21 protein-coding genes are annotated in these 18689 nt (G+C 34.7%); 9 read left to right on the top strand and 12 right to left on the bottom strand.

The window, feature by feature from the left end; translation table 11 throughout:
- Window positions 1-9 precede the first annotated feature (9 nt).
- Window positions 10-945, bottom strand: coding sequence for a methanogenesis marker 12 protein (locus tag LPC15_RS03925; RefSeq protein ID WP_229234077.1), 936 nt, complete (start codon window positions 943-945; stop codon window positions 10-12).
- A gap of 48 nt (window positions 946-993) precedes the next feature.
- On the opposite strand from LPC15_RS03925, the gene LPC15_RS03920 reads away from it, so the two are divergent.
- The 9 genes from LPC15_RS03920 (at window position 994) to LPC15_RS03880 (ending at window position 9103) form a co-directional block, all read left to right on the top strand.
- The gene (locus LPC15_RS03920; RefSeq protein WP_229234076.1) at window positions 994-1659 is read left to right on the top strand and encodes an RNA 2'-phosphotransferase; all 666 of its coding nucleotides are present in this window, start codon (window positions 994-996) and stop codon (window positions 1657-1659) included.
- A 235-nt stretch (window positions 1660-1894) separates the two neighbouring features.
- A complete protein-coding gene (gene atwA / locus LPC15_RS03915; protein ID WP_229234075.1) occupies window positions 1895-3487 on the top strand; it encodes a methyl coenzyme M reductase system, component A2 in 1593 nt (530 codons plus the stop codon).
- Entirely contained in the window at window positions 3459-4979 is a 1521-nt protein-coding gene (locus LPC15_RS03910) for a methanogenesis marker 3 protein (protein WP_229234074.1), read from the top strand. Before atwA ends, LPC15_RS03910 begins: the two co-directional genes overlap by 29 nt.
- Window positions 4972-5385: a methanogenesis marker 6 protein gene (locus LPC15_RS03905; RefSeq protein WP_229234073.1), complete on the top strand. Its 414-nt coding sequence runs from the start codon at window positions 4972-4974 to the stop codon at window positions 5383-5385. The genes LPC15_RS03910 and LPC15_RS03905 overlap by 8 nt, the downstream gene beginning before the upstream one ends.
- Window positions 5382-5828 (top strand): methanogenesis marker 5 protein, encoded by a 447-nt coding sequence (locus LPC15_RS03900; RefSeq protein ID WP_229234072.1) that lies wholly within the window; start codon window positions 5382-5384, stop codon window positions 5826-5828. The genes LPC15_RS03905 and LPC15_RS03900 overlap by 4 nt, the downstream gene beginning before the upstream one ends.
- Window positions 5821-7050, top strand: a complete 1230-nt coding sequence (locus tag LPC15_RS03895; RefSeq protein ID WP_229234071.1) for a methanogenesis marker 15 protein — start codon at window positions 5821-5823, stop codon at window positions 7048-7050. The genes LPC15_RS03900 and LPC15_RS03895 overlap by 8 nt, the downstream gene beginning before the upstream one ends.
- A gap of 13 nt (window positions 7051-7063) precedes the next feature.
- Complete coding sequence (locus tag LPC15_RS03890; RefSeq protein WP_229234070.1) at window positions 7064-7660, top strand: methanogenesis marker 17 protein; 597 nt, start codon at window positions 7064-7066, stop codon at window positions 7658-7660.
- Between the two features lie 2 nt (window positions 7661-7662).
- Window positions 7663-8583 carry a methanogenesis marker 7 protein gene (locus tag LPC15_RS03885; RefSeq protein ID WP_229234069.1) on the top strand — a complete coding sequence of 307 codons (921 nt, stop codon included), beginning with the start codon at window positions 7663-7665 and terminating at the stop codon, window positions 8581-8583.
- 31 nt (window positions 8584-8614) lie between these two features.
- Complete coding sequence (locus LPC15_RS03880; protein ID WP_229234068.1) at window positions 8615-9103, top strand: hypothetical protein; 489 nt, start codon at window positions 8615-8617, stop codon at window positions 9101-9103.
- On the opposite strand, the gene LPC15_RS03875 is transcribed toward LPC15_RS03880, so the two are convergent.
- The 11 genes from LPC15_RS03875 to LPC15_RS03825 form a co-directional block, all read right to left on the bottom strand.
- Complete coding sequence (locus LPC15_RS03875) at window positions 9104-10156, bottom strand: ABC transporter ATP-binding protein (protein ID WP_229234067.1); 1053 nt, start codon at window positions 10154-10156, stop codon at window positions 9104-9106.
- Window positions 10153-10929, bottom strand: a complete 777-nt coding sequence (locus LPC15_RS03870) for an ABC transporter permease (protein ID WP_229234066.1) — start codon at window positions 10927-10929, stop codon at window positions 10153-10155. Before LPC15_RS03870 ends, LPC15_RS03875 begins: the two co-directional genes overlap by 4 nt.
- 21 nt (window positions 10930-10950) lie before the next feature.
- Window positions 10951-11745: a molybdate ABC transporter substrate-binding protein gene (modA, locus tag LPC15_RS03865; protein WP_229234065.1), complete on the bottom strand. Its 795-nt coding sequence runs from the start codon at window positions 11743-11745 to the stop codon at window positions 10951-10953.
- 83 nt (window positions 11746-11828) lie between these two features.
- On the bottom strand, window positions 11829-12851 hold the full coding sequence (locus tag LPC15_RS03860; protein WP_229234064.1) for a FecCD family ABC transporter permease: 1023 nt from the start codon (window positions 12849-12851) through the stop codon (window positions 11829-11831).
- A gap of 96 nt (window positions 12852-12947) precedes the next feature.
- On the bottom strand, window positions 12948-14018 hold the full coding sequence (locus LPC15_RS03855; RefSeq protein ID WP_229234063.1) for an ABC transporter substrate-binding protein: 1071 nt from the start codon (window positions 14016-14018) through the stop codon (window positions 12948-12950).
- Window positions 14015-14728, bottom strand: coding sequence for a DUF364 domain-containing protein (locus LPC15_RS03850; RefSeq protein WP_229234062.1), 714 nt, complete (start codon window positions 14726-14728; stop codon window positions 14015-14017). The genes LPC15_RS03855 and LPC15_RS03850 overlap by 4 nt, the downstream gene beginning before the upstream one ends.
- 100 nt (window positions 14729-14828) lie before the next feature.
- Window positions 14829-15614, bottom strand: coding sequence for an ABC transporter ATP-binding protein (locus LPC15_RS03845; protein ID WP_229234061.1), 786 nt, complete (start codon window positions 15612-15614; stop codon window positions 14829-14831).
- Window positions 15615-15618: 4 nt separating this feature from the next.
- On the bottom strand, window positions 15619-16479 hold the full coding sequence (locus tag LPC15_RS03840; RefSeq protein ID WP_229234060.1) for a class I SAM-dependent methyltransferase: 861 nt from the start codon (window positions 16477-16479) through the stop codon (window positions 15619-15621).
- A 71-nt stretch (window positions 16480-16550) separates the two neighbouring features.
- Window positions 16551-16745, bottom strand: coding sequence for a hypothetical protein (locus LPC15_RS03835; RefSeq protein ID WP_229234059.1), 195 nt, complete (start codon window positions 16743-16745; stop codon window positions 16551-16553).
- Between the two features lie 68 nt (window positions 16746-16813).
- Complete coding sequence (locus tag LPC15_RS03830; protein ID WP_229234058.1) at window positions 16814-17947, bottom strand: S8 family peptidase; 1134 nt, start codon at window positions 17945-17947, stop codon at window positions 16814-16816.
- A gap of 62 nt (window positions 17948-18009) precedes the next feature.
- A complete protein-coding gene (locus LPC15_RS03825; protein ID WP_229234057.1) occupies window positions 18010-18498 on the bottom strand; it encodes an ArsR/SmtB family transcription factor in 489 nt (162 codons plus the stop codon).
- Window positions 18499-18689: the final 191 nt, after the last annotated feature.

Here is an 18689-nt window from a genome sequence, read left to right as displayed (position 1 = left end):
CAACCCTATCTATATGTCTACCGCTATACCTAATATCTCTCTCTGTCCGTTATATACATCCTTTGCAATGAATGAGCAGCCTATCGAGGCTATCTCCCCTACACTTCTGATCTTATTATGAAGCAATCTCTTTATCTCTCCTATTATCTTCTCATTCAACGATAATTCACCGCATAAAAAAATATCTGTATCAGGCAATAATACAGCCATTGCTGCAATCTCCATTGATATTAAGAGTGATAAAGATTTTGTAATCCATGCTTCTTTATCTTCTGGTTGTTCTCTCTCCAATAATTGAAGAAAAGGTTTTTTCATAATTCCACCATTATTAAATCCATCCCCTGCCGATATAAAATGGTTATCTATCTGTCTTATCGTTTCCAAGTCTATTGGACCTTGGTATAATCCTGGAGAGAATACACATGCATCCAGACCACCTATTATCCTCCCATCTTTTACTCCCACAGATACGGTATTTGCTCCAATATCACATAGTATAAAACTATCTACACTAAATTTTTTAAATATGTAATAACAAGCGCCTACTTTTTCAGGACTTGCATGATGAGAGAAGACCTTTAGCCTAATATCTATATCACTCTCTCGATGGATTCCAGGTATAATTATCGTAGGAATATCACTATTATAGAAGAGATCAAATATGTTAGTTCCACCACCGATAAATTTTCCAGCGCCCCTATAATCGAGTAATCCTCTATTTTTAATGGTCTTTATATTTCTAATCTTAGTTATCCCGTCACCCATTGAATATGTCAATGCTGCTAGTTTTATCTGGTCGGTATCCTGCTTTAAATGTTTTGTTATATAATACCTGAGATTTTCGAAAGATATTTTAGACGCTTCCTTTCTATCTATCATGAAAGAGTATCTATCAGATGAGGAGATACGGATGGCTCTTGTTCCATGATCAATACCAATAAACATAACAATCCCATGTATATATCTAATCAAATATAAAATTAAGGTGATTAAATGATCAAAGAAAAATCGCAGAATGAGAATAACGAGTTAAGAGATCCAATATATTGGTGTAATAAAGATGGATATTATAGAGGCAAAAAATGTCCTGTTTGTAATTCAAAAGGATGCTTTGTATTGGGCGGAGAAAAGACATACAGGCTTGGAAAGATTGTATCAGGAGCTTTAAGACATTTTCCAAAAGAGTTTAACATAGATGTAGATGATCAGGGATGGACAGATCTAAACGATCTTTTTATAGCATTGCGAAAAAAGTACAGATGGCTAAAGATGAGACATCTGGTTGGATTGATTAAATCTGATGAAAAAGAGAGATACGAATTAAAAGGCACAAAAGTAAGAGCGAGATACGGCCATTCGATAGTGGTAAACCTGGACGATTATCCTGAAAACGATCAGTCTATACTATATTATGGTACAAGTGAGGAGGAGGCTGGTATCATATTATCCGTTGGTTTAAAGCCGATAAAACAAAGATACGTACATCTAAGCAAAACTTACGAAAAAGCATTAGAAGCAGCATCTATTCATACGGATAGACCGATAATACTTAAGATTGATGCAGAACATGCCCAGTTACATGGCATCAAGATAATATCTGCCACAAAAGATATAGCATTAGCCAATAAAATTTCTCAAGAATATGTTTCAAAAATATAAAATGGGAGTTTCAATGATTAACCGAACTGAGATAAAAGTTTTAGGACTATCAGTTAATAGATCTATTAAATTGTTCGATACAGCAAATATCTCGATAAATTTATATATAAATAAAAAGCATGGTCAAAATGGATCTCTTCTTATTAAAAAGTTTTATAATAATAACAAAATTTTGGTTTGATACTATTTAAATAATTTTAAAATATGGTTAATTGGATAATATTAAAAGGAGGTTATGAAAACGTCACCTATAATAAGTGTTGAAAATTTGTCTATGGAGATCGATAAGACAAAGATTTTGGATAATATCAGTCTTGAGATAAAAGAAGGGGATGCATTAGGTATTATTGGCATTAGTGGGGCAGGGAAATCTGTTTTTTTAAATGTTCTGAGAGGTAGTATCATACCTACAGAAGGTAGAATCATATATACTCTCTCGGTATGCAAAAATTGTGGATGGTTGGATCGTCCTAGCCTTGCAGGCAAAAAATGCCCTATCTGTAGTTCTAAGATTCTTGAATTAGAAAAGATGGATTTTTGGAAAGATCCAGAGATAAGAAAAAAAATAAGAAAAAGGACTGCTATAATGCTTCAACGAAGTTTTGCTCTTTACAGTGATGATACCGTTATAGATAACGTATTAAAAATCCTTGAAGAAAACAATTTTAAAGGAGATAAGATACAAAAAGCAGTTGATCTCCTTAAAATGGTTAATTTAAGCCACAGGATGTTTCATCGAGCGGGTGATCTAAGTGGAGGAGAAAAACAGAGAGTTGTCTTGATAAGACAGCTGGCAAAAATGCCTATTATTCTTTTTGCCGATGAACCCACTGGAACGTTGGATGAAGAGACTGCAAATTTAGTCGAAGATAAACTATTAGATTTCAATAAAAACGGGAATACTCTACTTATAACTAGCCATTGGACGGAAACCGTACGGAAGATTGCAAATAAGGCTTTATATCTCGAGAATGGGGCATTAAAACGATATGGAGATCCTGATGAGATCATAGATGAATTTTTAAAAAAGGTGGGAGAGATACAGAGACCTAAAAAAGAGTTAGGTTTACCTATTTTAAGGGTAAAAAACCTTAAAAAAAAGTATGTTTCTATAGAGAGAGGAGTAGTTAATGCGGTTAATGGAATAAGTTTTGAAGTTAATGAAGGGGAGATATTTGGATTAATCGGACAGAGCGGTGGCGGAAAAACTACAACAAGTAGGATAATAGCAGGAATTATAGAACCTACGGCAGGTGAAGTTTTTGTTAGAATAGGCGATGAATGGATAGATCTAACTGTTCCAGGGATCTATGCTCGTGGAAAAGCAAAACAATATATAGGTTTACTTCATCAAGAATATGATCTCTTTCCATATAGGACGGTATTGGATAATCTGACCGAGAGTATTGGATTGGATCTGCCGAAAGAGTTGGCTACAATTAAAGCAAGGTATAGTCTAAAGAGTGCAGGTTTTTCAGAAGGAAAGATTGATGATATCTTGTATAAATTTCCATACGAGCTTAGTGTGGGTGAAAAGCATAGGGTAGCCTTGGCTCAAGTCTTGGTCAAAGAGCCGAGAATTGTAATATTGGATGAGCCTACAGGAACCATAGATCCAATAACACAGAAATATATTGCAAATAGTATTCTTAATGCAAGAGATGAGGAAGAGACAACGTTTTTAATTGTGAGTCATGATATAAACTTCGTTAAAATTGTATGTGATAGAGTAGCCTTCATGAAAGAGGGACAGATACTTGGAACAGGGGAAGTATCTGAGGTTATAAATAATTTTTGCGATGGGGAGCGAGAAAAGATTGAGAATTAGTCTTAATGGAGACGAGATAGAACTTAAAGAGGGGGTTACAGTCGCAGATCTTTTTTCTGTAGCCGATTATCATTACGATAATAAAGGAGTATTCGCAATTATAAGAGCTGCTGAAAAAAAAGAGAGGTCCAAGATACGATTTTACGTGATTAAAACATCTAAAGGGGATATGAAGATAGAGATGATATCTAAAGATGATAATAATCGAGAATCTTTCGATCTGCAACGTTTTAAAGAATCCTCAGTAGAATGGATCGATAAAAATACTGTAGCGTTTGGACCGGTAGAGATGAATATACCTGTAGATGAAGAAGCGTATGATTTTAACAGCTACGATGTTTTTCTTGGATCTGCAACAAAGAATTTGTATTTGATTATCTCAAGAAAACACCATAAAGCATCTTATAGATCTCCTAAAGATCCAATATTTGCAAAAGTTGTATCTGGAAAGAGCGTCTTAGAATACCTTACCGTTAGTGATTATATCATAGATTTAACCCCTGATTTAGAAACAGAAGAATTATCTAATTCTATTATCTCTACAAATACAAGATTAAGCTTAAAAGATGGAGATAAAGTCTTGACTCATATTAATGTAAGGTTAAACGATAAATCTGTTAAAGGATCCGAACATTTCTTATTTGTTGTAGATGATGGATTTTTAAATACAAAAGAATTAAGTTATACTTACATAGCAAACGATGATCTTATTGGGGAAGATATCTTATATGAGGTAAGATCACCAAGAAAACGAGGAACAATCACTGTTAGAACTTCTGGTAGTGAAAAAGGAAAGATATTCATATATAAACAAGATCGAGGGGCAAGCAACGATCATTCTCTGATCGGCTGGGTGGAGGATGGTTTGAGATTGCTAGATCTTCTAAGAAAGGGAGATTTTGTAAAGGTTAATACAAATATCAAAAAGATCTCGCTTATTGGAAAAAGTATAAGGGATGCAATAGATTTCTGTTCAAAAAATGGTATCACGATGGATTATAAAAATTGCGAAGAAGATTACATCGTTGTAAAACAGGATCCACATTATTCTTTCGAGATATTAAAGAAAAAGAGTGTCAAGATCGAGGCTGTACCAGATGAGACGATTGCTAACATTATTTTATACTACGATAAGGCACCAAATACTATTAGATCCTTTAAAAAGGAACTTGGATTGGATAGATATCCTATCGGTATGCTGACAGTATTCTTCCATTATAACAGCATGTGGTTGTTTAAGCCAAATTTGGCTAGTTTAGTATTACCGGAGAATTTGCCATCAGAAAAAGTTTTTAAAGGAGAGATTGGAGTTACTAACCAAGCAGCAAAGAGAATGGGTATGATAGGTATAAAATTAGAAGATGATAATAGATATGGTCCAACAGGAGAGGTCTTTAAAGCGACTAATATTATTGGAAGGGTATTAGAGATGAATAAACTGAAAAGATTAAAAGAGAACGATATTTTGTATATAAGGGAGTATCATGAGTAAAATCACTAAGATTATTGTCTCACCTTATTATCTGCCGATAATACCTAAACTATACGAAAAAGGTTTCGATTTAATAATAAAAGAGACATGTTATGGTGTAATGATCAGCGGGGAGGAGAAAGATGTGAAAGATGCCGTTGATTTTCTTAGGAAAGAGTTCAAAAATAGCGTATTTATCAAAGATAGAGGGTTTCCTCCTGGTGAAAAGGTTAGATGCCGTGCGGATAGGGGGGGTGGTGGCCGGCCTGGTTTTCATCAGTTGGAGTACGAGATAAGTATGCTTCCAAATATAGAAAAAGCATTGAACGAGATCTATAAAAGTGATAAAAAAACGATTAAAAAAAAGAAAAAGAGAATAGGTATCGATAAACTTCAAAGTATTATAAAGGAGAATGTTCCTCTATGAAAATCTTTATCTTTCCGCCAACAAGTCTTATCTTGTCGGATCTGGTAGAACGGTTTGGCCATGATCCTCTTGCAATGATGAAAGTTGTACGGGAACGGGTTACTGGTCCAAGTCTAGACTCGCCACCTATTAATGTAACGCCGAACGATGTTAAAGATGGTTTGAAATATGTTGCAGTAGAAGTTCCTTCTGGTGTAAGAGGCAGATTAGCGCTTATGGCCCCGCTCGTTGAAAAGGCTGATGCGGCAATTATGGTTAAAAATGCTGATTACACGTTTGGTTGTGTAGGTTGTGCACGAACGAACGAATATTTGAGGTATTTTGTAAAACGAAGAAGGATTCCTTATATTGAGCTGGAGTATCCATATACTGAAGAGGAGGCTAAAGAATTTGTAATCTCTATAAAAAACTTTTTATCTAATTTGGAGAATAAAAATGGATGAAATTAAAATTGCATTGTTATCATGCGGTGCTGAGTATAGCGGTGTCTATCCTGAGATAGAAAAGGCTATTAATAAGTTTAATGCAAAAATCATCCATCCTTTTGTCGAGACCAGTGATATAGATGATGCGGTGGAAGAGATTGGAATGGATGTTGCCAGTCCTGATCTCAGGTTAATGGCTGCCAAAGCAAAATCGCTTGTGGAAAAAAATGCTGATGCCGACGCGGTATTTATATGTACCTGTTTCAGATGTGCCGAAGGGGCATTGATGAGAAATGAGGTAAGACGGTATATCGCTGAAAGATCGAATATCCCTATTATCAGTTATTCTTTTACAGAACGAACAACAGCTGCAACCCTTTATACCAGAATGGAGGCATTAACTACTACTGCAAGAAGAAAAGCACTCTTAGCTATAAAAAAACAGGAAGGGCTTACTGCAGGTATAGATTCTGGATCGACTACTACTAAGGCTGTAGTTATGCAGGATAACGAGATAATAGGACACGGCTGGGTTCCTACCACACAAGTTATAGAGAGCGCATCCAAAGCATTTAGTCTTGCATTGGAAGAAGCGGGAATTAAACAGAATGAGATAGAAGCTTTTGGTGCAACAGGATATGGTAGGCTTCTGATCGGTGAGAATATGCATCCTAATTTTGTTCAAGAAGAGATAACGGTTAATTCAAAGGGTGCTGCTTTTTTGGCGGATAAGCAAGAAGGAATGGCAACGGTTATAGATATAGGCGGGATGGATAATAAGGCTATATCTATGATGAATGGTATTCCGGGCAGTTTTACGATGGGTGGAATCTGTGCAGGTGCATCTGGCAGATTTTTAGAGATAGCCTCGCGACGGCTTGGTGTGAGTATAGAAGAGCTTGGACCGCTTGCATTAAAAGGGGATTACAGAAACGTCGAGATGAATAGCTATTGTATAGTCTTCGGTATTCAGAGCCTTGTTAACATGTTATCACAAGGTGCAGAGCCTGCAGATGTAGCTAGCGCGGCGTGCCATAGTGTTTCAGAACAGATATTTGAACAACAGTTACAAGAGATAGATATAAAAGAGCCGGTAATAATGGTTGGTGGATGTTCTCTAATATCCGGGCTTGTTAAAATAATGGAAGATTTATTACGGGTCAAAATAATTGTTCCTAAAGATTCACAATATATTGGGGCGGTAGGTGCGTCTCTTCTTGCATCAGGATTTAGAAGATGATTAAGGGATTAAAATGGCAGAATTTACGGAAAAATTTGATATAGAACTGTGTAATGTACCTCCTATGTTTTTAGATGAAGAGAGATCATCACTCGATAAGGTTATACGGGATGTGATATCCAGCTTAAATCTTTCTAATACTGTTAGAAAAATGAAAGTCTTTATGGATCCAAAAGAGGCGTATTTTATAATAGTAGCCAATTTGGCTTCACCTGCATCACCAATTCTTCTTAAAGACGTATCAGTTACCTCTTTGAAGGGCGGAAAAATTGCTTTATCCGTATTTAATGAAGAGTATATGCCATCGATACTTAAATTTTTATGGGATAGATATGGAAGAGAGAATATAGAACAACCGGAAAGGTTAGATGTCGTTATAAACGCTTCAGATCTTGAAAATATTCTTAAGTTTGTTGTGGAAGATCCATCTAGCATCATATTTAATAAATTGATAGATGCGTTCGATAGGATCAAACCAGAAGGATTCAGAGTTACAAGATATTTTTATGATAAGAAAAGCATTTATCTTATTGCATCAGAAGACACTATAAAAGATGAATGGCTTGAGACTGCAGAAAGAATTTTGAATGAGATAAAGGGGAGTGAATAATATTGTTTGCTCCTATGATATATCAAGGTGGAGTCTATCAGCATAATAAGATTTTAGAACTCGTAGAAGATCTTGGCGGGTACTTAATCCAAAAGAATGAGATGCAGACAGAGGTCTCTTTAAATTTATTCGTTCCTAAAGAGGATATTGGTTTATTAGAGGCTAAAGCCAATGCATTGAAAGGAGAGCTTAAATATGCACCGCTTGCTGGGACGGATATACTTCTTGTCATTCCATCTTTAGCCTTTCATCATATGCCACATCCTAGCTGTGATATTGCAGAATATTTAAGGAGGGAAGGGGCGACAACCACTTTAATTGGTTTATCTCGTGGTGTGGGTAAGAGAATAGCACAGATAAAAGAGAGTGAGAAAAAGTTGATAGAGGAGTACGATATCGCCATATTTGTTATGGGCATCTTTGATGCATGCATAATCGAAAAAGAAGAAAAACTATTGGAAGACATAAATATACCTACTCTTGTTACCGGAGGTCCTGAAAGACTCAACTTGAGATATGCTAATAGTTATGTAGGTGGTATAGGAAGAATAAATCATAGGCTTAAAAAGGAGGGTGAAATTAAAAAATTAGATGATGTATTAACCTCCGTTATTCGTCTCGTAGAAGAGAGAAGGGAGAACATCGCTAAGGATCCTCTCATCATAGAACCGCCAAAAATAATGTATGAGATAGAGAACCAGGTGTCTGATATAAAGGATGTCGTATCACCATCGCCTATATCTATACAGATAGACGGTCTAAGGGTAAAACTTCCCTATAATGAGTATAATAATGTTATAAACGAGATAAGGTTTGATGATGAAGGGTATAAGCTGGGAGAGATTGCCGCTATAAAACCTTCCTTATTCAGGCAGTCTATTCTTATCAAGGTAAGACCAATATCGGATATTACGACTATTTAATAGGATTTATTAAAAAGGAGTTGATTTAGTAATGGTTGAGACAAGAAACGTTCCAGGATGGGAATATTGTCCTGTTCCGGTCTGTCATGGAGGAGATCCAAGGGCATTGACCTTCTGTTGCCATCCTGGCTATCTATTAACCTTTTCTAATATATGCCAAAGAGATAATATGCTTAATACTGTCGGTTTATCCCAAAAAGAGTTTGTAGAGGTAAAAAATAAATTCTCTAAAGATGTCGGTTGGGATAATGAAAAGGTCTGTTTTGGCTCTTTATCATATTGTTGTTTGAGAAAAAATGGCTGCCCTTCTTGGAGAGATATAGTATTGAGGGAACTTTACGGTCCAGATTTTAAAAAAGCGTTCAGAGAATATATGCTAAGAAAACGAGTATTGGCGGTCAAATTATTAGAAAAAGGTAAAAATAAAGATTTATTTAAAGAATATATCGATAAAGAGCGAGAAGAGTTAAAAAAATTAGGTAGAGAAGATATCTTGTATCTTTTAGAAAGATCTTACTGATTAAAAGATATGCACTGCAGTTGCTTTGAACGTAATATAGACGGGTGTATCTTTTTTGATAGCGAGATCCTCAAACGATCTCTTTGTTATTATTACAACGAATGGGACACCTACATCGACCACTACCTTTATTATCGTTCCTTGATCCATTATAGATACAACCTTGCCTTTGTACGTATTTCTCGCGCTCGATTCGATCTTATTTATCGATATTAATATATCTTCAGGCCGTATAGAGATCAGAACATTACCTGTTTTTTTAGTAACAGAAAAAACCGTTAGAAGTCCCTCTGATTTTTGTTTATCTATTATTTTTATCATGGATAAATCTGTTAAAGGATCGATGTTTGCTATTCCTCTAAATAAATTTTCTATACCTACAAAATTTGCAACGAATTTTGAGTTTGGCCTTCTAAAAACTTCGTCAGGCGTTCCCACCTGCAAAATCCGGCCATTGTCTATCACTGCTATTCTATCCGCCAACAAAACCGACTCAAATTGATCATGAGTAACATGAACGATCGTTATCTTTCTTCCTTCTTTTATCTTGTTGAGCATCTTTATTATCTTCTTTCTCGTGTTCAGATCTAACGCAGATAACGGTTCGTCCAAGAGAAGAATTTTAGGGTTGTTAACAAGAGCACGAGCTAATGCTACCCGTTGGGCTTCTCCTCCCGAAAGAGTGTCTGGCATCCTTTGAAGAATATGATCTATCTCTAAAAACCTCGTTAATTCATCCAATCGATAACTTTTTTTCTGATTCAGTCCGAACTCTATGTTCTTCTTAACAGATAGATGCGGAAAAAGCATATAATCCTGAAAGACGATACCTATCCTTCTTTTTCTCGGCTCTTCTTTTGTAATATCCTTTCCATCTAATTCTATAGATCCTCGAATAGGTAGATGAAAACCGGCTATCGTCTCTAATAAGATACTCTTTCCCGCACCGGTCGGTCCGATTATTACGAAATATTCACCCTTTTTAATCTCGAGATCTATATCTTTCAATATAAACTCTTTCAGATCGACTACAAGGTTTTTAATCCTTATCAAAATCTTCCGCCTCCAAACTTTTCAAAAATGGCCAATGCTATAAACGAGATCAGTATTAAAATAACAGCAGAAGTGATCGCTCCTTCTATGTTTCCTTCAGATAAACTTAAAAATAGGTTTACAGGTAAAGTCTCCGTCTTCATAGCGATGCCTCCTGCAAATATCAATACCGCTCCAAACTCTGCTATCCCTCTTGCCCATGTTATTACCACACTACCAATTATTCCAGATTTTGCCATCGGTAGAGTAACTTTAAAGAAGGATCCTAATTCTGTTTCACCAAGAGTTCGTGCGACCAATTCGTATCTTGGGTCTATGTTTGAGAAAGTAGAAACAAGTATTCTTGTTGTATATGGAGCATTGACAAAAAATTGAGCTAACACTATTCCTAAAGGTGAGAATACTAATTTTAAACCTAAACTTTCTAGTGCAGCACCAAAAAAGGTGATTCCAAATATGATCAACAATCCTAAACCTGCAACGATTGGAGGAAAAGATATCGGTAGGTCTAAAATTATTCTTGCCAGCTTATTTCCAAAAAAGTCGTATCTTGCGATCGCATAAGACGTTGGAATCGATATCAGCATACATAATATGCTAGATATTATAGATGTTGTGATGCTTAAAAAGAGCGAAAAACACATTTCTTCACTTTTAATGTTTGATATAAATCCTTCTGGTGTCAGTCTTAATATAATACCAAATATTACTGTCAGAATTAAAAAAGTAAATAGATAAGTTATGGTAATCGTTGTTTTTTTGAAATAACTCATTTGCTCTTTTTTCGCTTTATCTTATTCAATAGGTTTAAATCCTTTCTCCCTCCATATTTTAAGCCCTTCTTCGCTCGTAATAAAATTCAAAAACTCTTTTGCAGTATCTAAATTCTCTGTGCACCTTGTAACAGAGGCAGGTATCGTCTCTATTATATTCTTAGCCGGATCGATCTCTATTACTTCTATCTTATCATCATCTACGAGCGTTTCTTTCCATACTATCGCAGCATCTACTACCCCAGTAGGGATATACACAAGCAATTCGTTCACAGTAGCGGTCTCAACTTCTAAATTGTTCTCTCGTATTATATCATAAAGCCCCTCTCGTTCCAAAATTTCCTTAGAGACTCGACCTATAGCACACCGATCCTTATTTCCTAGCGCCACCTTTACACCTGGTTTTGATAAGTCCTCCAAAGAGGTTATACCTTTCGGATTATCATCCTTTACTATTATGCAAGGTATATGATATACTACGTCTTTTGTCAGGTTTTTATAAACCAATCCTTCCTCTATAGCGCGTTCGGTATAATATTTTCCACCTGGAATAAAGATGTCACCACGTTGAGATAGCGAGAGTTGTCCAAAAATATGGCCGGATCCGCCATAAATAATATCGACCGTTATACCTGTTTTTTCCTCGAATTTGTCGGCTATCTCATCCATTACCGGCTTTAATCCTGCTCCGCTATATATCAATAATCTTTCCTCATCGATCTTTTGATCATTATAATTATAACCATAGTAAGATGCTAAACTCAGAATAGCCACAATCGATACAGATACTATCAATATTATATCTCTTCTTTTCATATTTATCTTATTTCTTTTTATGTATACTATATTAAGTTTTCTTTATCTTAAATAAAATATTTTTATTTTACATGATAAAATCTTTAACTCCAACCTATCTTGCTTTTTTTTAAAAGGTATATAAAAAAAGGTGCTCCCATAATCGCTGTCAGTATCCCTAACGGAATTTCTACCGTAGTTAACGCCCTTGCAAAATTATCTACTAATAAAAGATAAGATGCACCTAAAGAGAGTGTTGCCGGCAATAATTTCCTATGATCAGGCCCTACAATCATCCTTCCTATATGAGGGATCACCAATCCGACCCACCCAATTATGCCGCTGATACAGACCGCAGATGCTGTTAATATAGTACAACAAATTATCATCAATGTCGTAAATTTTTTTGTGTTTAATCCAAGAGAACGTGCCTCCTCATCTCCTATTGATATTACGTTTATCTTCCACCTAATCAGCAATAGTATCATTATACTGACTAACATAGGAAAAATAACAACCAATAGGTCTTTATTAGAGACCGAAGAGAGACTACCCATAAGCCAAAAAACAATAGCGGGCAGTTTTTCATACGGATCTGCCACATATTTTGTAAATGAGGTTAATGCTGAAAATAATGATCCAACTGCCACACCGGATAACACCAAAACTAGATTAGAGCTACTTTTGACAAGCCTACTGACAAAATACGTTATGGCGACTGCGGTCAACCCGAATAGCAGTGCAAATATCTGTATGTAAAAAAGGTTTAATGATAGAAGGATGGCAATAGACGCACCCAAACTTGCACCAGCCGATACTCCTAATATGTCAGGAGATACCAAAGGATTTTTGAATAATCCTTGGAATGATGCGCCTGAGATGGATAATCCCGCACCAACAAGCATGGCGGCAATTATTCTTGGTATTCTTATTTGAAATATAACCATTTCTGCTATGTTATCGCATTCTATAGGTAATATTTTAGATAATATAACAGTTATAACCTCTATTGGTGAGATCGGATATCTACCAATCAAAAATGATAAAAAGAACAAAAAAAATGGTAATATAATAAGGATACCTTTACAACGACATTTTTTTTTATCGATATAATCGATCTCGTCCATGATATTACCCATCAATTACCAATATTTCACTCGTATCTCTATAGCATATCTTAGATCAAAAATAGGTTAGAACCAATAATAAATCACCATTCGTTTTTAAACCCCATTTAATAACTGAGATACCTCTTCGTCCGTCAATTCGTAATGATAAAATTTGGAATAAAACTCTTTAGTGAGATTTCTTATATCTATGTCATCAAATTTTTCTGGATACAAAATTTTTGCAGTCCAAGGTATCCCAATAATAGTGTTAGCACCTGGAGGCCTGTCAAACCAGCAAAATGGCGAAAGTGGCGTGAGATATACTTTATGATTCTTAACTGCATCGATTTCTCGCCATCTCGGGTCTGAATAGATTTTATCGTAGAATATCTGATCACCAGCAATAATTATTTCAGGATTCCAACTAATGACCTGTTCCATATTTACCTCGGTCCGTCCATAACCCATCTTTAAAGGACAATCTGCAATATTGATCCCCCCACATATCTCGATCAGTTGTGAATGCGGCGATCCTTTTGGATCTGTCATCAGCCCATCTGGACCTTCAGCATAGTAAACTCTTCTTTTCTCATTATCAGGAATGTCTGATACCCGTCTACTTACCATAGTTATCATACGATCGTAAAACGATATTAATTCATCGGATTGATTCTCCACATCTAAAATTTTTCCAACAAATTGGATAGGCTGTTTTAAATATAGTATATCGACCGTCTCTGCTACACCTACCACGGGGATATCGCCAAACTTCTTTTGACGCATGTATATTGTATCTCTAAAATCTCCTTCCGTATGAAATCCTTCAAATATAACGTCTGGATTCATTACTATAAAATTTTCATAATTTCCACTCTGAGTTCCAAACCAACCGCCCACTACTGGTAAATCTCTATATTTTTGAGGAATATATTCCCCATTAGGCATAAAACTCCATCCAGCGAGTTTGTCGGGTGCTAGCATATATATCATCAACGTAGTTGGAGGAGAAGTTCCTAAAACCCTATCTATCTCTAAAGGGATCTCTACTTCTCGACCAACCATATCGATTATTGTTTCTGTCTCTATATTTTCTAAATTTTCTGTTGGTTGATAGAGAATGATGGCTAGAAAGGCTAAGGCTACGGCGGCCACTAATACTATAAGTAGTATCTTACTCTTTCTCATCTTTCCATCACCACGAAATCTATAGCATCTTCGAATTGCCTAACCATTCCGCATCCTTGCGCTATCTTTTCCATCATAAGTCTCTCATCTGTTACTTTTATGCCTGCAAGTAGATCTACACCATAATCGAATAATATTGGAGACATTGGTGTACTTGGTCCTAAAAGAATTGTATAACCGTTGCTTAGTTCTAATAATCTCTCTATTGACTTATTTATTATTGCAGAACTGGTTATAACGACTATATCTGCTTTCGGAACAAAATATTCAGAAGCAATATCAGGTAGATCACCTTCTTGAGGATTTTTCTCTATCACCCATAACTCATCTGCTTTTTCTCTTAGTTCTTCTATCCGTGGAAAATGTCCTATCATCGTTATCTTTTTTCCATCCCCTTTTTCCAATAATAGATCTAGCAAATTTATTCCTTTTTTACCTTTAACATCGATCAAAGAATTTATAGCAGCAACTCCTAGACCAGCCTCGATCATATTCCAAGACTTTGCATAACCTGCCAGATTTATAGCTGTTTTTTCCTTTAATCGTCCTAGGTCCTTGATCTTATAATGATGTAGCGATCCAAAATTTTTGGAGATTCCACAATTCTTGCTTAAAACGCCTATCCACGAATAACCTACATGTATATCTCTTATTTCATGATCTTTATCGTTCAAATCCGATATCAGGTCATCTATTATTTTTATTTTCATATTTATCTTATTTCTTTTTTATATATACTATATTAAGTTTTCTTTATCTTAAATAAAATATTTTTATTTTACATGATAGAATCTTTAACTTTTATATCTGCTATTGGTCTATAATAGGAACGCATACCTTTATTTCATTATTTTTGCCATTCGAAACTTGAACTATCTTCACATCTATTGCATATATCTTTTTAAGATTTTTTTCAGTTACAACATCATCGGGATTACCTATATCTATAAATCGTCCATCTTTCATTATCGCCGTCATGTTTGAAGCAATAAACGCATGATCTGGAAAGTGTGATGTCATAACTATGGATAAACCCGTATCTGCTAACTTCTTTATAATTTTAAGAACACGTACCTGATTTCCGAAATCTAAATGAGATGTTGGCTCATCTAAAAGTAGTATCTTTGGTTGCTGAGCTAATGCTCGAGCGAATAATACAAGTTGTCTCTCTCCTCCACTAATCTCAGTATATGGTTTGTCTATCAGATGATTTACCCCGACAGAATCGATTGCTGACTTTGCTATTGCGATATCTCTTTTTGATGGAGCAGAAAAAGGATTAAGATAGGGTGTCCTTCCCATAAGCACTACGTCTAAGACGGAATATGGAAAGGTAGGATTGTGCATCTGTGGAATGTAACTTATATATCGTGCTAAATCCCGCTCGCCAAAATATTTAATATTTCTTTCTCCGATCGATACAGATCCACTTTGAAGTTTCAATAGATTACAAATACAGCGAATAAGTGTAGTCTTTCCACTCCCATTTGAGCCTAATATACATAGAACATCTCCTGCTTTTACTGAAAAACTAATATCTTCAAATATACATCCATTTTTATTATAAGAGAAAGCCGCATCTTTTACGTCAAGCATATACTTATTCCCCTTTTTTCCACCATATTACAACCCATTTTGTCTTTGATTCATTTTTAAATTTGAAGATGCCGTCTTCTTCAATTAATTCGTTCTCTAAAAACAATTTTGCTTTCTCTTTATCATCATGTGTGAATTCTCCAATACGCCACTCAAAATCGGATAATGCATCATCAATATTTCTAAAATATGCAGTTCTTTTACAATTTATGAACTCTACATTAGCATCTATCCCTATTTGGTAGAGTATGTTGTATATGTAGATAAAACCTGGAAAACTGGTACTCGTTATAGAATAGTAGTTCTTACCTAAATACTCACAGAGTTTTTTATCGTACAAATGGCCATCTTTTGTCGGATATACAAGATAAACAGCCTTTTTAGCAATTTTGTCAACCTTTATTAATTCTCTCTTCATATCGTACGGAATAAGAGAACGAGATGCAACGATAACATCGTGTCTTTCTATATCTTGATATATGTCTAAGTCTTCCCATGCCTTGTTTATATAACTTATGTTGTTCAATCCTTCATTAGAGGCATTCTCTCTTAAAAAATTTAACATCTCGATAGAGATATCTAACGCTGTAACACTTTTTACTTTTTTGGCTAAAGGAATGGCCAACGTCCCAGGTCCCGAGCCAATATCTAAAACACTATCATCTTTATCTACATCAATTATCCTCAAAATCTGGGTTATATAGTCTTTATCGTTCAGTTTATTCCAACTATTTTTTATAGATTCGTTAAATCGTTTTGCTCGTTTATTCCATTTTTCTTGTTTGTTGATTATATCTATTGACTTACTTTTTGTATTAAAAAAATCTTTCCACTCTTCATTCCAATCTATTTTTTCAAAAATCAATTTTTTTTACCTCTTTGATAAAAGATTTGTATGGTTATAAATTACAAAAAATAATAGTTTTTTAAAACTTTTTATATTTTTCTATTTAGATAAGTAAACAGCAAATGGTTGATGATATAATAATAAATATTAAAAGATGTAGGTTCTGCAGAATCATCATCTTGAGGTTCAGCTGGTTCTCCTATTTGAGCAAATATAGGAACTGCAAGAGTTGCAGATAGTACGACTGCGGCTATCATCAGACTTACAAATTGTTTACCTTTCACCTTTATCACCTCCATAATATAGTTAAAGAGGTAGCTTTATTATACATTCGAAAACGTTAATCAAATGGTTAATAGTTGTAAAATTCACCTATTTTCAATGCGTTTTCTATATTAATCCTTCCTGTTTCATCTCCTTTTACATTATCATAACTCTTTTTTAAGACCTCTTTTATCTCTTCTGATGTGAGTAAAGGATTTATTTCTTTTAATAATCCCACAGCACCCGTAACTTTTGCACTTGCAAAACTTGTTCCACTTACCTTTACGATATTGTCAACCACACTCTCCCCGATTCTGCTAACATCTATAGATCTTGCGAGTACGTCCTCACCTACAGCATAGATATCTCCACCTTTATTTGAAAAGGAAGACGGGATTGAATTTGCGTCGCATGACATCACAACGATAGCTTTATCACTATTTGCCGGTTGAAAATTTTGAACGTTATCTGCTGAGTTACCTGCTGGTAAAATACATATTATTCCACTATCTACTGCTTTATCTATTGCCAAGGTTAAAGGAGATATGATATCATTCTCTATCTGTGAATACATGTTTAACGTTATTATATTTACATCGTTCTCGATAGCCCAATCTATAGCTGCAATTATATCGCTTAGATATGCGTTACCGTTTTTATCCGCGATTTTTGCAACATAAATGTTTGACCTAGGGTCTGTTCTTTTGATTATAGAAACAATCGCTGTTCCGTGTCCATTCTCATCATCTGCATAATAATCCTGTTCTACAAAATCTATCTCTGCCAATGATGGATAAGCAGAACCAGTATCTAATACTGCTATCTTAGAGCCATGATTGTTGTATTTAACGTTGCCATATTCTCCATATATCTTTTTAACCTCATTTTTTTTATCGGATTTATCAAAATCTAACTCAAAATCCGAGCCATCTATCATATAATCTAGGTTGCATCTTTCTGCTCTTTTTTTGATCTTGCTAAGTTTGTTATTCTCTACAATTAGGCAATATCCATCTATTATTTTATAATCATAAAGTAACATCTCGTCATCCTGTATCTCAAATTTATTGATAGAGTCTCCCCATACAATTACACGGGATTTGCCGTTTTCATTATTTAAAGATGGATAGTATTGATCTATTTTTTTGTTTTCTGCTAAAAAAGCACCAGAAACAACAAGAAATAAGAATAAAATTGCTAATAAAAAAAATTTTCTTCTCATTTTAAAAATTAAAACTTATAATAAAATAGTTATTAATTTATTCATATATCCTGTGTTATATACTAATCCAGACATTTATTCATGCTATATTTTATGTATGACAATACAAACAAGAGAATACCTATCATTAAAAGAACAATACTTAGATACATCAAAATACTTGCATTAATGGTATTAAAAGCAGCAATGTGCATAATAATCGGCTTTGTGATCTTGAAGTAATGTAAGAGTATAGAAAATCCTGTTATTATCGTCATAATGCTACTTAATAAGAGAATAAACGACTTTTTCTCACTTTTCTTATCTGTAACTACCATTCTTCCCTTCTCTGTTAAATCGTAATATATCCATTTATGGCCATCATCTTCTTTAACAACCATTTCAGAGGCAATCAATAAATCGAGATGTTTGATCAATGCAGGTTTACTCTTCTTCAATGCTTTACTGAGCTCAGATAGAGTTGCCCTTCTCTTTTTCAGCAATTTTAATATATCTATCCTTGTATCGCAGGAAAGGGCTTTCATCGAATCTATATCTAGGATGGCTTCCATACCAAAATAAAAATATAAACTTATCTTATAAATAATTTATTATTCTTAAGGGAGTAGAATGCAATTGTATATGAGAACATAAGCCAAATATAATCTTGTTTTTGAGATATAGAAGAACGAGAGAGAGAGAAAGGTATAAACCATATTGAGATTGACCAGTGTAATAATACAATATTTAAGAGCTGTAGCCT

The sequence above is a fragment of the Candidatus Methanoliparum sp. LAM-1 genome (genome assembly GCF_020885915.1).
Lineage (GTDB): Archaea > Halobacteriota > Methanoliparia > Methanoliparales > Methanoliparaceae > Methanoliparum > Methanoliparum thermophilum.
This window is presented reverse-complemented; position numbering and strand designations above follow the sequence as displayed.